The sequence below is a fragment of the Bosea sp. RAC05 genome (genome assembly GCF_001713455.1).
Lineage (GTDB): Bacteria > Pseudomonadota > Alphaproteobacteria > Rhizobiales > Beijerinckiaceae > Allobosea.
The window spans coordinates 1,974,274-1,988,922 of record NZ_CP016464.1 but is presented as its reverse complement, the minus strand read 5'-3'; the positions used below and the strand labels follow the sequence as shown (position 1 = coordinate 1,988,922).

The following is a 14,649-nucleotide window of genomic DNA, read 5'->3' as shown; positions in this document are numbered from 1 at the left end:
AGACAAATCTGGTCACTCGGATTCAACTGAAAGTGATTCGCGGGGATGCGGCACGTCTCCCGATCTACTGACGGTAAGGTATCCGAAGGGGGACGGGCATGACGCGTGCCAACGCGGACTGCGCAACTGTGCGCGCAGATTCGATTCTGGGTGTAGCACGATCGCTGACACATCCGCTGTACCAGCGTTTCGAGACTCTCGAGCCGACATTCCGCACCGTTATCCCCGGTCTCGTCGCCCTCTTCATCCTCCTCCTCGCCACTGGCGGCGCCATCCAGACCACCGCGATGCGCGAAGACGCGATGGCCGACGCCGTCGGCGACATGGACCTCGTCTCGACCCTGCTGGCCCGCGAGCTCGACAGCGCCTCGCAGCGCGGGGTGGCCCCCGCCGCCGTGCTCGCCGCCCTGAACTCCCGCCACCTCGCCGCGCATGGCCGCACCGTGCATGTCAGCGCCGAGGACGGGCACGTCATCGCCAGCCAGCCCGCCATCGGGCAGAGCCAGCGGACCCTGATCGACTTCCTCGGCCCGACGCAGCCGCTGACCGCCTTCGGCGACCGCGCCGGCGTCATGCGGATCACCCTGCCCGACGGCGTCGAGGCCATCGCGGCGGTCCGCAACCTCGCCGCGCCGCTCGGCCAGGTCGCGGTGCTGCACCCGGTCTCGCGGGCCCTGTCGATCTGGCATCAGCGGCGCAGCGGGCTCGCGCTCCTCTTTGCGACCGCCGCCCTCGTGCTCGCCGCCATCACGATCGGGTTCATCGTGCAGTCGCGCCGCGCCCGCGCCGCCGACGAGGATTGCGACTGCATCCGCGAGCGCATCGACACCGCCCTGAATCGCGGCCATTGCGGCCTCTGGGACTGGGATCTCGCCCGCGGCCGCATCTACTGGTCGGATTCGATGTACGCCATGCTCGGCTATGCCCGGACCGGACAATACATGTCCTTCGGCGAGGTCAGCGGCTTCATCCACCACGACGACGTCAACCTCTACGCGCTGGCGGATGCGATCAGCCGGGGCGAGGCCACGCATCTCGACCAGGAATTCCGCGTCCGCGACAGCGCCGGCCAGTGGATCTGGCTGAAGGCCCGCGCCGAACTCGTGATCGACCGGCGGACCCATGCGCAGCACCTCGTCGGCATCGTCGTCGACATCTCGGAACAGCGCCGCATGGCCGAGCGCACCGCCACCGCCGATGCGCGGCTGCGCGACGCGGTCGAGGCGATCTCGGAAGCCTTCGTGCTGTGGGACGCCAACAACCGCCTCGTGCTGTGCAATGCCAAGTACCAGCAGCTCCACAAGCTGCCGCCGGAACTCGCTGTCGCCGGCGTCTGCCATGACGAGATCATGCGCTCGAGCGCCCAGCCGAGCATCGACCAGGAGCCGATGCGCTCGCTGCGCGGCCATGACGGCTCGTCCTCCTACGAGGCCCGCCTCTCCGACGGGCGCTGGCTCCAGATCAACGGGCGGCGCACCAAGGACGGCGGCTCGGTCTCGGTCGGCACCGACATCACCAAGCTGAAGCAGCAAGAGGAGCGGCTGACGCAATCGGAGCACCAGCTCCTGATGCATGTCACCGATCTCAAGGCCTCGCGCCAGAAGCTGGAGGCGCAGGCGCAGCAGCTCACCGACATGGCCGAGCGCTATCTCGAGCAGAAGGCCGTGGCCGAGAGCGCCAACCGCGCCAAATCCGAATTCCTGGCCAATATGAGCCATGAGCTGCGCACGCCGCTCAATGCCATCATCGGCTTCTCCGACGTCATGCAGAGCAACATTTTCGGGCCGCTGGGCGAGAAGTACAGCGACTATGTCCGCGACATCCATGCGAGCGGCGAGTACCTTCTGCGCTTCATCAACGACATCCTGAACATGTCGCGGCTGGAATCGGGCAAGGTCAGCCTGGAGAAAACCGACCTCGCGATCGGGCTGGTCGTCGACGAGGCGGTCCGAGCGGTGCAGGACGAGATCGACCGCAAGGGCCTCGCGCTCACCATCGAAGGGCCGCGCGACACCCATCTCGAGGCCGATCCGCACGCGCTCTACCAGATCCTCGGCAACCTGCTCGACAACGCGGTCAAGTTCACGCCCGAGGCGGGCCAGGTCGCCATTCGCATCCGGCCGGTTCCCGGTGCCGTCAACATCTTCGTCGAGGACAGCGGGATCGGCATTCCCAAGGACAAGATCCACCGCATCGGCCGGCCTTTCGAGCAGGTCGAGGGCGATCTCACCCGCAGCTACAAGGGCTCCGGCCTCGGCCTCGCCATCGCCCGCTCGCTGACGGAACTACATGGCGGTTCGCTGCGGCTGCGCTCGGCGATCGGCGCCGGCACCATCGTCATGGTCCATCTGCCGCTGGACGGCGGCGCCGGCCGGGTCATGGCCCGGGCGGCGTGACGCTCAGCCGGCGCGGGCCGCGCCGAGGACGCGCGTGAAAATCGCGCGCACGCCGCTGCGCACCTCGTCCAGCTCCGCCCTCAGGACCTTCGTGTCAGGACGCCCGACCGCGGTGGCGATCCGGGTCAGCACGCGGGCGGGCACCGCGGCGGGGTCGAACGCCTCCTCGACGGTGAAGCGCTGCCAGAGCTGGACGTCACCGATCAACCGAACGGCCTCTCCCAGCGCGGCGGCATCGGCCGCCGCCAGCAGCCCGGCCATGCGGGCAGCCGCGAAGACGGACGCCGTGTCGCGCACCAGCAGGGCCGGATGATCGGCCGCATGGGCGAGCACGAGATACTGCGCGAGGAAATCGAGATCGGTCAGGCCGCCCAGCGCGAGCTTCAGGTCCCAGGGGTTCTTCTCGCCCTTCTCCCTGGCGATCAGGGCGCGCATCTCGGCGACGGCGGCGGCGACCTTCGCCGGCTCGCGGCGGCGGCTCAGGATCGCGCGGATCGAGGCCTCGGCGCGCTCCGCCAGCGCGGGATCGCCCGCGACGACCCGGGCGCGGGTCAGCGCCATCTCCTCCCAGATCTCGGCCTCGCCGCGGTGATAGGCCTCGAAGCCCGCGAACTGGGTCGCGGCCGGGCTCTTGTTGCCCGACGGGCGCAGCCGCATGTCGACCTGATAGAGCGTGCCGCGCCGCGTCGGCACCGTCAGCGCGGCGACGAGGCGCTGGGTGAAGCGGACATGCCAGGTCACCGGATCGAGGCTGCGGCGGCCCCGGCTGGGCTCGGCATCCTCCGGCCGGTCATAAAGCAGCATCAGGTCGAGATCGGATGAGGGCGTGAGCTCGCCCGCACCGAGCCGGCCGAGCCCGACCACCACGCTCTGGGCCCCCTCGATCACGCCGTGATCGGCCACGAAGGCCGCGCGCGTGTCGTCGAAGGCCACACGCAGGCAGGCCTCAGCCACCGTGCAATAGGCCTGGGCCGCCGCCTGCGCCGGATAGACGCCGGAGAGGAGACGCGCGCCGACGAGGAAGTTCTCCTGCCGCGCGGCATCGCGCAGCCGGTCGAGCCCGTCCTCGACGCTGGGCGGCGGCGAGCCGACGACGCTGCGGATCCGGCGCACCAGCGCATCGCCGTCGAGCGAGGCCTGCCCGAAGGCGGGGTCGATGACGCCATCGAGCACATGCGGGTGAAGCGCCGCGACCTTCGCCAGCCGCGGCGCGCTCCCGAGGATCTCGGCGAAGAGCGTCAGCAGCGAGCCTTGCGAGCGCAGCAGCGTCAGCAGCTCGACGGCGGCGGGCATGCGGACGAAGGCGTTGTCGAGATGGGCGAGCGCCCCATCGGGATCGGCGGTGCGGCCGAGCGCCACCAGCAGCGCCGGCGTCAGTTCCGTCAGGACCTCGCGGGCACGCGCGCTGGTGACGGCGGCGCGGCGGCCGAAATGCCAGCCCCGCACCGTCTCGGCCGCTGTCCCGGCCTGGCGGAAGCCGAGCTTCTGCAGCGTCTCCAGCGTCTGCGGATCGAGGTCAGAGCCGGTGAAACTCAGTGTTCCCGCCTCGCTGGCGAGGCTCGGCCCCTCCTCGAACAGGAGCGCGTAGTGGCCCTCGACGCGGCGGGCATGGGCGGTCAGCGCCTTGCCGAAGGCCGCCGTCGAGGCATAGCCGCAGAAGCGGGCGAAGGCCTCGAGATCGGCCGTCGCCTTGGGCAACGTCTGCGTCTGCTCGTCATGGCGCATCTGCAGGCGATGCTCGATCGTGCGCAGCCAGCGATAGGACTCGGCCAGTTCGTCGCGGGCGGCGGGCGTGATCCAGCCCTCCCGCGTCAGCTCCGCCAGCATCTCCAGCGTCCGGGGTCCGCGCAGGGCCGTGCGCCGGCCGCCGAAGACGAGCTGCTGCGTCTGCACGAAGAACTCGATCTCGCGGATACCGCCGCGCCCGAGCTTCACGTTGTGGCCGGCGACCGCGATGGTCTCATGGCCCTTCACCGTCTGGATCTGCCGCTTCATCGCGTGGATGTCGGCGATGGTCGCGAAGTCGAAATATTTGCGCCAGATGAAGGGGGCGAGGTCCTTGAGGAAGCGCTGGCCGAGCGCGAGGTCCCCCGCGACGGGCCGCGCCTTGATCATCGCCGCGCGTTCCCAGTTCTGGCCGACGGTCTCGTAATAGGCATAGGCCGAGGGCAGCGGCACGGCGACATGGGTCGAGGCCGGATCGGGCCTCAGGCGCAGATCGACGCGGAAGACATAGCCGTCGGGCGTCCGCTCCTGGATGATCCGGGCGATCTGCTGGGTGAGCTTGACGAAAAAGCTCGTCGGCTCGGCCACGCCTGCGGCTTCAGCCCTGTCGGGATCGAAGAAGACGACGATGTCGATGTCGGAGGAGTAGTTCAGCTCGCCCGCGCCGTGCTTGCCGAGCGCGAGCACGACGAGCCCCGATTCCCGCCCGGGCTCGGCGGGATCCGCCAGGCGGATGCGGCCGAGATCGGCGGCCTGCCGCAGGACATGCTCGGTGGCGAGCCTCACGGCGGTGTCGGCCGTGTCAGTGAGGGCCGCCGTCACGGTCTCGACGCTCCAGACGCCCCCGATGTCGGCGAGCGCGATCAGCAGCGCCATCGACCGCCGGAAGCGGCGCAGCAGGCGCATGAGTTCCGGCGCGTCGGTCGCCGCCGCGCCGGCGCGGGCGACCTCGGCGAGCAGCGCGTCACGCTGCACCTCCGGTTCCTCCGTCAGGCAGGCGAGCAGGCCGGCCGGGTCCTGCCGCATGATCTGGGTGAGGAAGGGCGCATGCGCGACCAGGCCTGCGACGAGCGCGGCGCTGCGCTCGTTGTCGGCGAAATGGGTCGCCAGCGCCTGCGCGGCGGCCTCGTCGTGCAGCTGCTCGATCAGGTCCTTCGCCAGCAGGTTCGCGGCGCGGGCGCGGGCCGGCAGAACCGGCGCTGCGTTCAATCTGTCACAGAGCCGCCCGGCCATGCCTCGTCCCCCTCAGAGCGAGGGGACGCCAACAGGGTTTGGCGCGCCTGTCGAGCCGGGACGCTCGCGCGCGGGCGGCATGTCCACAGGCTTGGTCGCGCCAGCGGGTTCGATCGCGTCCCGCCCGGCGGCTGCCATGACATGTGCCGGCAGGGCGATGACGACGCGAAGGCCCGGCGCATTGTCCTCGAGCCGCAGCTGGCCGCCATGCAGGCGCACCACGCCGGCCGCGAGGGCGAGCCCCAGCCCGAAGCCCGGCTTGCTGCGGCTGACATCGAGACGCACGAAGCGTTCGAGCACGCGGGCACGGTCCTCCGCCGGGATGCCCGGCCCCTGATCGGCGACGGAGAGCAGGATCTCGCCCCCCTCCTGCCGGGCCGACACCGTCACCTGCGCCCGGTCGCTCGCGGCGGGCGCGGCATATTTCAGCGCATTGTCGATCAGGTTCGCCAGAGCCTGGCCGATCAGCTCCCGGTTGCCGGAAACCCGCAGGCCCGGCGACACCTCGGTGACGAGCGAAAGCCCCGCCTCCTCGGCCAGGGGCTCGTAGAGTTCGGCCAGGCCGGACACGATCTCGGAGAGGTCGAGCGTGTCCATGCTGTCCTGGATCCGGCCGGTCTCGAGCCGTGCGATCATGAGCAGGGCGTTGAAGACGCGAATCAGGTTGTCGGCCTCGTCGATCGAGCCGTCGAGCGCGGTGCGCAGCTCGTCAGGCGAGCTTGCGGTGCGCAAGGCCTCCTCGGCCCGGTTGCGCAGCCGCGTCAGCGGCGTCTTGAGGTCATGGGCGATGTTGTCCGAGACCTGCTGCATGCCGGCCATCAGCTCGCCGATGCGCTCCAGCATGGCGTTGAGGTTGAGCGCCAGCCGGTCGAGCTCGTCGCCCGTGCCCGAGATCGCAAGACGGCCCTTGAGGTCGCCGGCCATGATCGACTGGGCGGTCCCCGTCATGTCGTCGATGCGCTTGAGCACGCGCCGCGCCACGAACCAGCTCGCGAAGCAGCCGAGGACGAAGACCAGCAGGAGCGACCAGCCCGCAGCCCGACGGATGACGATGCCGAGGCGCTCGCGCTCCTCGACGTCGCGGCCGACCAGCAGCCGAAAGCCGGCCGGCAGCACGAAGACGCGCACGATGGCCCGGCTCGGCCTGTCCACCGCCTCGCTGGTGCGGGCATATTCGATCTCGGCCTCGCCCGGACGGTCGAGCGTGCCCGGCGGCAGCGCCTCGACATTGCCGGCAATGCGCTCTCCGACCGGGGTGGTGACGAGGTAGAGCGAGGCGCCCGGCGCACGCGAGCGGCGCTCGATGACGTTGACCAGCCGCCGGATCCCACCCTGGCGCTGCTGCTCGGCCAGGCCCTGGATCTCGGCGTCGATGGTGGAGCGGATCTGATCGTCGAGCAGGCGCTTGGCGTTCCAGGCGACATAGCCGAGCAGAAGCCCGGCGAAGAGCGCGAAGACGACGAGGTAGACCGCCGTCAGCTTGAAGGCGGTCGTCCGGAACAGGTTGGGCAGGAAGCGCTGCGCCGGCCGCGGCGATCCCCTCGCCTCGCCCGCGGAGCGGTCAGCGTTGTGTGTCACGGACCATGTATCCCGCGCCGCGGATGGTGTGGATCATCGGGTGCTCGAAGCCCTTGTCGACCTTGGCGCGCAGGCGGCTGACATGCACGTCGATGACGTTGGTCTGGGGATCGAAGTGATAGTCCCAGACATTCTCCAGCAGCATGGTGCGCGTCACCACCTGGCCCGCATGTTTCATCAGATATTCGAGCAGCCGGAATTCGCGCGGCTGCAGCAGGATCTCCGTGCCACCGCGCGTGACGCGGTGGGCGAGCCGGTCGAGATCGAGATCGCCGACCCGGTAGCTCGTCGGCTCGGAGGCCGGCGCGCCGCGGCGACGCGCCAGCACCTCGACCCGCGCCAGAAGCTCCGAGAAGGCATAAGGCTTGGGCAGATAGTCGTCGCCGCCGGCGCGCAGCCCCTTCACGCGGTCGTCGACCTGCGCCAGGGCGGAGAGAATCAGGGCCGGGGTCGCGTCCTTCTGCTCGCGCAGCGAGCGGATCAGCGAGAGCCCGTCCAGGCGCGGCAGCATGCGGTCGACGACGAGGACATCGTAGCCGCCGCCCTCGGCCATGGCGTAGCCTTCCAGCCCGTCGCCCGCATGGTCGGCGACATGGCCGGCCTCGCGGAAGGCCTTGGTCAGGTAGGCCGCGGCCTCGGCATCATCTTCGACGATCAGCAGTCGCATCGGCCAAGCCTATCCCAGAACGAAGAAAAACGGCAGGCCGGAGGATACGCATCCGGCCTGCCGCGGTGAAGGCTGGTCTCCCGGCGCGGGGGCGACTGACTGCCGAAAGAACGCGAGCCTTGCCTTTGTCCCGCGCCGGCCGTCGCGGCCGGCGCGGGAGATGGGACCGATCAGGCGGCCGGCTGGCGGCCGACCTCGAAGCCGATCTCGCGCTCCTTGCCGTCACGCCAGACGGTGATCTTCACCTTCGAGCCCGGGGCATAGGTCGCGATCTTGCGCGAGAGCTCGCGGGCGTCCTTGATCGACACGCCATCGACCGAGAGGATCGTGTCGCCCCGCTTGATGCCGGCCTTGGCGGCAGGCCCGTTGCGCTCGGCGGCGGCGACGAGGGCGCCATGCGGCTGCTTCAGGCCGGCCGCTTCGGCGATCTCGGGCGTGACCGGCTGGATCTGGACGCCGATGAAGCCACGCGACACGGTGCCGTCCTTCTTCAGCGCGGAGACCACCTGCTCGACGGTCGAGGCCGGAACCGCGAAGGCGATGCCGACATTGCCGCCCGAGGGCGAGAAGATCGCGGTGTTGACGCCCACGACCTCGCCCTTCTGGTTGAAGGTCGGCCCGCCCGAGTTGCCGCGGTTCACCGCCGCGTCGATCTGCAGGAAGTCGTCATAGGGGCCCGAGCCGATGTCGCGGCCCTGCGCCGAGACGATGCCGGCCGTGACCGTGCCGCCCAGACCGAAGGGGTTGCCGACCGCCAGCACCCAGTCGCCGATGCGCGGCTTGGCCGGGGCGAGCTGGACGAAGGGGAAGCTGCCGCCTTCGGTGACCTTGAGCAGGGCGAGGTCGGTGCGCGGATCGGTGCCGATGACCTTGGCGTTCAGGGTCTTGCCGTCGTCGGTGACGAGCTGGACCTCGGAGGCCTTGTCGACGACGTGGTTGTTGGTCACCACATAGCCGTCCTGGCTGATGAAGAAGCCCGAACCCTGGGACATGCCCTGGCGCGGCTCGGGCCGGCTCGGACGCTGCGCGCGCGGAGGCTGCTGCTGCTCGAAGAAGCGGCGTAGGCCGGGCGGGAGATCGTCCAGGCTGCCCTGGCCGTCATCGGCGGCGTCGATCGTCTGCTTGACGCGGACGGAGACGACGGCCGGCTTCACCTTCTCGACCATGTCGGCGAAGGAGGGAAGCTGGGTCTGGACGCCCGAGAGCTGGATCGGCTGGGCGAAGGCGGGGTGGTCGAACCTGAGCGCGCCGTCGGCGAGGCCGGCCGCGAGGCCGATGCCGAGGGTGGCCGCGCCGGCGAGCAGCGCGCCGCGCTTCAGGATGGAACGGGAGGGGGTCGTCTGGGTCGTCATGGCGAGAACCTCGAAATCAGCGGCAGGGCCTTCCCTGCTCGTGACGAGGACCATGACGGGCGGCGCCTTACGCCGATTTCGCCCGAAGATGACTGTTTCGTAAGGTTGCGAAATGTTTCTGCAGCGGTTGCGCCGCTTCAGGGCGTCTCGGAATCCAGCAGGCGCTGCAGGCGGCGGCGTTCCTCATCGGACAGCGGCGCCGCGCTGGCCGGGGCGGGCATGGCGCGGCCGCGCCGCCAGGTGAAGACCAGGGCCGCCAGCAGGATCATGAGAGGCGCGGCCCAGAGCAGGGCCGTGCGGAGGTCGAAGGGCGGCCGCAGCAGGACGAAATCGCCGTAGCGGGCGACGACGAAATCGCGCACCGCCGTGTCGCTGTCGCCGGCGACGAGCCGCTCGCGCACCAGCACGCGCAGATCCTTGGCGAGCGGCGCGTCCGAATCGTCGATCGACTGGTTCTGGCAGACGAGGCAGCGCAGCTCGCCGGAAATCGCGCGGGCGCGGCGCTCCATGGCCGGGTCGGGCAGCACCTCGCCCGGCTGGACCGCCCGGGCGGGAAGGCCGGGGGCGATCGCCAGCAGGATGGCGAGGGCGAGACGCGGCCAGAGGACTCGGCGCATGGCGCTCACTCCGCCGGCTGGGGCGCGGCAACCGGCTGGGCCTTGGCGCGCCGCGGCGCCGCCAGCCGGAAGCGCCGGTCGGTCAGCGACAGCGCACCGCCGAGCGACATCACGATCGCACCGATCCAGATCAGCAGGATCAGCGGCTTGTCGTAGAGCCGCACCGCGATGCCGCCGTCCTCCTGCGGCTCGCCGAGCGCGACATAGGCCTGGCTCAGGCCATCGGTCCGGATGCCGGCTTCCGTGGTCGGCATGTTGCGGGCGAGGTAGACTCGCTTGGCGGCCTCGACGGGCTTGAGTTCGCGATTGCCGGAGAAGACCTGGAAACGCGCCACCTCCGCCCGGAAATTGGGGCCGGTACGCGGCATGATCGATTCCAGCACGACCGTGTAGCGGCCGCTGGTGAGGCGCTCGCCCGGCTTCAGCACGCCGATCGCCTCGGTGCTCCAGGCCACGGCGGCGATGCCGATGACGCTCAGGCCGACGCCGGCATGGGCGAGCGCGGTGCCCCAGGCCGAACGCGGCAGCCCCTTGGCCCGCGACCAGATGGCCGGCCACCCGCTGGCGCGGCTGATGATCCGCTCGCCGAGATCGAAGGCGGCGCCGGCGACGAGGAAGACGCCGAGGCCGATGCCCAGCGGGGCCAGCACCGGGCCGCCCCAGGTGAAGGCGACGAGGGCGAGCGCGGCGAGGATCGCCAGGCCGAAGGCGGCGAGGTTGCGCTGCGCGGCGCCGAGCAGGTCGCCGCGCTTCCAGGCGAGCGACTGGCCGAGCGGCAGGAGCAGCAGCAGCGGGACCAGAACGGGCACGAAGGTGGCGTTGAAGAAGGGCGGGCCGACCGAGATCTTGTCGCCCGTCACCATCTCCAGCACGAGCGGATAGAGCGTGCCGATGAAGACGGTGGCGCAGGCTGTCGCGATGAAGACGTTGTTGACGACGAGCGCGCCCTCGCGGGAGACCGGCGCGAACAGGCCGCCCTGCCGCAAGAGCGGCGCGCGCCAGGCGAACAACGCCAGCGAGCCGCCGACGAAGAAGACCAGGATCATCAGGATGAAGAGGCCGCGGGCCGGGTCGGTGGCGAAGGAGTGCACCGAGGTCAGCACGCCGGAGCGGACGATGAAGGTCCCCAGCAGCGAGAGCGAGAAGGTCAGGATCGCGAGCAGGATCGTCCAGACCTTGAGCGCGTCGCGCTTCTCCATCACCACCGTGGAATGGATCAGCGCGGTGCCGGCCAGCCAGGGCATCAGCGAGGCGTTCTCGACCGGGTCCCAGAACCACCAGCCGCCCCAGCCCAGCTCGTAATAGGCCCAGTAGGAGCCCATCGCGATGCCCAGCGTCAGGAAGACCCAGGCGAGCAGCGTCCAGGGCCTGACGGCGCGGGCCCAGACGGCGTCGATCCGCCCGTCGATGAGGGCCGCGACGGCGAAAGCGTAGGTGATCGAGAAGCCGACATAGCCGACATAGAGCAGCGGCGGGTGGATCGCGAGGCCGAGGTCCTGCAGGATCGGGTTGAGATCCTGCCCCTCGGGCGGGGCCGGAATCATCCGGCGGAACGGATTCGAGGTCAGCAGGGTGAAGGCAAGGAAGGCGACCGTGACCATGCCCTGGGCGGCGAGCGTCCCGGCCCGCAGACGCACCGGCAGCGAGCGGCGCGACAGCGCGACGAGCGCGCCGAACAGCGTCAGGATCAGCACCCAGAGGAGCATCGAGCCCTCGTGGTTCCCCCAGACGGAGGTCAGCTTGTAGATCAGCGGCTGCGTCGAGTGCGAGTTGGCGACGACGTTCTCGACTGAGAAGTCCGAGCGCACATAGGACGTGACCAGCGCGGCGAAGGCCAATGCGACCAGCAGGAAACAGGTGACGGCGGCCGCCGAGCCGACGCTGGCGAGCGCCCGGTCATGCCGCGCGACGCCCCAGAGCGGCACCAGCGACTGCACCACGGCGACGCCGAGCGCCAGCGCCAGCGCGAAATGGCCGATCTCGACGATCATGATTGCCTCATGGGGACGCCTGTGGGGCCGGCTTCGACGGGGGAGCCGATCCCCCCGCCCCGCCCGGCTGCCAATGGCCCTGCTTCTTCAACGTGTCTGCCACCTCACGCGGCATATAGGTTTCGTCGTGCTTGGCGAGCACCGAGTCGGCGCGGAACTGATCGCCGCCCTGGAAAACGCCCTCGGTCACGACGCCCTGCCCCTCGCGGAACAGGTCAGGCAGCAGCCCCTCATAGGTGACCTTGATGACGGTGCGGCTGTCGGTGATCGAGAAGACGACGCGCTGGCCGGGCCCGCGAACGACGGAGCCCTGCTCCACCAGACCGCCCAGGCGCATGCGCGTGCCGGGCGTCACGCCCTTCTCCGAGATCTCCGTCGGCCCGTAGAAGAAGACGATCGTGTCGCGCAGCGCAAACAGCACGAGCCCGGCCGACAGGGCGAGCACGAGTCCGGCGGCGCCGATCAGCATGAGCCGGCGCTGCTTTCGCGTGTAGCGGCGCTTCCCGGCGAGCGGGCGCAGGGGCTCGACGGCGGTCATGGCGCTGTCTCCTTGAGGGCGAGTTCCCCGGCCAGCGCGTCCAGCGCCGCAGCGGCCGAGGCCTCCTGCGCCAGCCGCTCGCGCGCCATGGCGAGCGATTCGCGCGCCGCCACCTTGTCGCCGAGAACCACCTGCGACCGGATCAGGCGCGTCCATTCCGGCAGCGTGCCGCCGCCCGCCTTCAGGCGCGCCGAGAGGCCCTCGACCATGCCGCGGATCGCCGCCTGCTGCTCGGCCGGCGGCAACGCCGCGATGCCCCCGGCACCCGTCTCGGCTTCGAGCCGCGCCAGGCGCTGGCGGACGGTCTGGGTCCAGGGCGCGTCTGCGGCGGCCTCGTCGAGCAGGGCGCGCAGGCTGGCTATGGCGCCGGGCGCGTCCCCATCCTGCTCCTGCCCAATGGCGAGGAAGAACCGGGCCCGGGCATTCTTCGGATCGACGCGCAGCGCGCCGGCGAAACTCTCGCGCGCAGCGGCGGTGACGACGCCGCCGGCCGCCAGAGCCCGCGCCTCCCCCAGCCCGGCATAGGCTTCCGCGCTCGCCTCGCCATGGCGGATGGCCGCCGCGAAGGCGGTGGCTGCGTCGTCATAGCGGTTCAGGCGCATGTAGACCGGCGCGATCACCGACCAGCCCTTGCCGTCGGAGGGGTTGGCGGCGAGATGGGTCTCGATCCGGGCGAGCGCGAGCGCGAAATCCTGTCGTGACGGATCGGCCTGGAGACGCGCCGCGAGCGGCTGGTCCGGCTTTGCGGGCGAGCCATAGGCGCCGTAGACCAGCAAGGCGAGGAGCGGCACGCAGGACAGAGCGAGCGCCGAACTGGCGCGGCGGCGGCGCAGCGAGGATTCGGTCTCGCCGGCGGGCGCCGCATCATCGCCCGAGGCGCGCAGCAGGCGACGCGCGGCCTCGGCGCGTGCGGCCTCGGCCTCGACCGGCCCGATCAGGCGGCGGGCGAGGTCGCGGTCGATCTCGCCGAGTTGCGCGCGATAGAGGCTCGTGGCGTCCCCGACATCGGCGAACGCAAGCGACCGGCCCCGGCCGAGCGGCCAGAGCAGCGCAAACACGGAGGCCCCGGTCATGACCGCGAAGATGATCCAGATCAGCATGATACGCTCATAGCCAAAAGCGGCCGCCGCTTCATGCCCCGAATATGGCGACATAGGGTCACGCGGTGCGTCATCTCGTCAGACCGAAGGCAGTGTCAGGCGCGCCCGAAGGCCACCGAGCGGCGACCGCTCCAGGGAGAGCTCGCCGCCATGGAGCTTGGCCAGATCGACGACGATCGACAGGCCGAGGCCCGAGCCGGGCGTGCCCTCGTCGAGGCGCCGCCCGCGCTTGAGCATGTCGGCACGGGCATCGTCGGGCAGACCCGGGCCGTCGTCATCGATCAGCAGGACGATCCGGCCGGAGCCGGCGGGCGCCGGGTCGAGCGAAACGGCGACCGAGGACTCCGCCCATTTGAAGGCATTATCGAGCAGGTTTCCCAGCATTTCCTCGAAATCCTGCCTGTCGCCCCGGAAGCGCACGCCGGTTGATACGCTGTGGCTCCCGGCGATGCCACGGCCCTGCGAGATCTTGGCGAAGGTCCGGATCAGGGCATCGAGCGACGGCACCACCTCGGTGACGCCGCCGAGCGCACCGGAGAGCGCCGCCGCCCGGGCGCGGTCGAGATAGTACTGAACCTGATCGCGCATGACGGCGGCCTGGCTCTTGACCGTCTCCGCCAGATGGCCTTCCCCGGCCTCGGCCTCATTGATCATCACGCTCAGCGGCGTCTTGAGGGCATGGGCGAGATTGCCGACCTGGGTGCGGGCGCGATCGAGGATCTCGTGATTGGCGTCGATCAGCAGGTTGAGCTCGCCGGCAAGCGGCGCGAGATCAGGCGGGTACTGCCCGACGATGCGCGGCGTCTCGCCGGTGCGCACCAAGCCGACGGCACTTCGCAGCCTCGCGAGCGGGCGCAGGCCGAAGCGAACCTGGACGATCGTCGAGGCGACGAGCGCGAGCCCCAGCAGCACGAAGGTCATCGTCAGCGCGAAGCGGAAGTCGCGGATGTCGGCGTCGAGTTCGTCGGAGGGGGCGGCGACCGCCACGGTGAAGCGGCCATCCTCGCCCACGTCGATCTCGCGCTCGAGGATGCGCAGCGAACGATCGTCGGGGCCGGAGATGTAGCTTTCGCGGATGCCCCGCGCATTGGGGACGATCGGCTGGTCGAGCAGCTTGGGCAGCTGCCCGCCGACGAGCGAGCGCGAGGCGCGGATCGTCGGGCGCTCGCCGTCGAGGCGGATGATCTGCCAGTACCAACCCGACAGCGGCAGATCGAAGCGCGGTTCGCCGAGATCCCCGATCGCCTGGCGTTCCGTCTCGGGCGGTGCGGCGAGATCGGCGATCAGTTCCTTGATGTAGACGCTGAGGCGCTCGTCGAAGCCCCGTTCCGCCGAACGGCGATAGAACGTCGTCAGGCCGACGCCGGCCAGCATCAGCACCAGCGCGCAGCAGACCGCCGCCGAGATGAAGAGCCGTGCGCCGATAGAGTAGCGATGCGGGCGGAACGGCAT

Annotated in this window: 10 protein-coding genes; 1 reads left to right on the top strand and 9 read right to left on the bottom strand. The window is 70.4% G+C overall.

Annotated features, from left to right (window positions below):
• Positions 1-98 precede the first annotated feature (98 nt).
• Positions 99-2,396, top strand: coding sequence for a PAS domain-containing sensor histidine kinase (locus BSY19_RS12830; protein ID WP_069054511.1), 2,298 nt, complete (start codon positions 99-101; stop codon positions 2,394-2,396).
• A gap of 3 nt (positions 2,397-2,399) precedes the next feature.
• On the opposite strand, the gene BSY19_RS12825 is transcribed toward BSY19_RS12830, so the two are convergent.
• From BSY19_RS12825 to BSY19_RS12785, 9 genes are all read right to left on the bottom strand, one after another.
• A complete protein-coding gene (locus BSY19_RS12825; protein WP_069054510.1) occupies positions 2,400-5,354 on the bottom strand; it encodes a bifunctional [glutamine synthetase] adenylyltransferase/[glutamine synthetase]-adenylyl-L-tyrosine phosphorylase in 2,955 nt (984 codons plus the stop codon).
• Between the two features lie 12 nt (positions 5,355-5,366).
• Positions 5,367-6,866, bottom strand: coding sequence for a HAMP domain-containing sensor histidine kinase (locus BSY19_RS12820; protein ID WP_083247910.1), 1,500 nt, complete (start codon positions 6,864-6,866; stop codon positions 5,367-5,369).
• 49 nt (positions 6,867-6,915) lie between these two features.
• Positions 6,916-7,599, bottom strand: coding sequence for a response regulator transcription factor (locus tag BSY19_RS12815; protein ID WP_069054508.1), 684 nt, complete (start codon positions 7,597-7,599; stop codon positions 6,916-6,918).
• 170 nt (positions 7,600-7,769) lie between these two features.
• Positions 7,770-8,951: a trypsin-like peptidase domain-containing protein gene (locus BSY19_RS12810; RefSeq protein WP_069057058.1), complete on the bottom strand. Its 1,182-nt coding sequence runs from the start codon at positions 8,949-8,951 to the stop codon at positions 7,770-7,772.
• A 137-nt stretch (positions 8,952-9,088) separates the two neighbouring features.
• Entirely contained in the window at positions 9,089-9,568 is a 480-nt protein-coding gene (locus BSY19_RS12805) for a cytochrome c-type biogenesis protein (RefSeq protein ID WP_069054507.1), read from the bottom strand.
• Between the two features lie 5 nt (positions 9,569-9,573).
• Positions 9,574-11,559: a heme lyase CcmF/NrfE family subunit gene (locus tag BSY19_RS12800; protein WP_069054506.1), complete on the bottom strand. Its 1,986-nt coding sequence runs from the start codon at positions 11,557-11,559 to the stop codon at positions 9,574-9,576.
• Positions 11,560-11,566: 7 nt separating this feature from the next.
• Positions 11,567-12,097: a cytochrome c maturation protein CcmE gene (ccmE, locus tag BSY19_RS12795; protein WP_069054505.1), complete on the bottom strand. Its 531-nt coding sequence runs from the start codon at positions 12,095-12,097 to the stop codon at positions 11,567-11,569.
• The gene (ccmI, locus tag BSY19_RS12790; RefSeq protein WP_083247909.1) at positions 12,094-13,197 is read right to left on the bottom strand and encodes a c-type cytochrome biogenesis protein CcmI; all 1,104 of its coding nucleotides are present in this window, start codon (positions 13,195-13,197) and stop codon (positions 12,094-12,096) included. Before ccmI ends, ccmE begins: the two co-directional genes overlap by 4 nt.
• A 78-nt stretch (positions 13,198-13,275) precedes the next feature.
• A complete protein-coding gene (locus BSY19_RS12785) occupies positions 13,276-14,649 on the bottom strand; it encodes a sensor histidine kinase (RefSeq protein WP_069054504.1) in 1,374 nt (457 codons plus the stop codon).

Coding starts and splice junctions, on each gene's coding strand:
- BSY19_RS12830 (WP_069054511.1), top strand. CDS start 99: ATGACGCGTGCCAACGCGGACTGCGCAACTGTGCGCGCAGATTCGATT.
- BSY19_RS12825 (WP_069054510.1), bottom strand. CDS start 5,354: ATGGCCGGGCGGCTCTGTGACAGATTGAACGCAGCGCCGGTTCTGCCG.
- BSY19_RS12815 (WP_069054508.1), bottom strand. CDS start 7,599: ATGCGACTGCTGATCGTCGAAGATGATGCCGAGGCCGCGGCCTACCTG.
- BSY19_RS12810 (WP_069057058.1), bottom strand. CDS start 8,951: ATGACGACCCAGACGACCCCCTCCCGTTCCATCCTGAAGCGCGGCGCG.
- BSY19_RS12805 (WP_069054507.1), bottom strand. CDS start 9,568: ATGCGCCGAGTCCTCTGGCCGCGTCTCGCCCTCGCCATCCTGCTGGCG.
- BSY19_RS12800 (WP_069054506.1), bottom strand. CDS start 11,559: ATGATCGTCGAGATCGGCCATTTCGCGCTGGCGCTGGCGCTCGGCGTC.
- ccmE (WP_069054505.1), bottom strand. CDS start 12,097: ATGACCGCCGTCGAGCCCCTGCGCCCGCTCGCCGGGAAGCGCCGCTAC.
- ccmI (WP_083247909.1), bottom strand. CDS start 13,197: ATGCTGATCTGGATCATCTTCGCGGTCATGACCGGGGCCTCCGTGTTT.
- BSY19_RS12785 (WP_069054504.1), bottom strand. CDS start 14,649: ATGCCGTTCCGCCCGCATCGCTACTCTATCGGCGCACGGCTCTTCATC.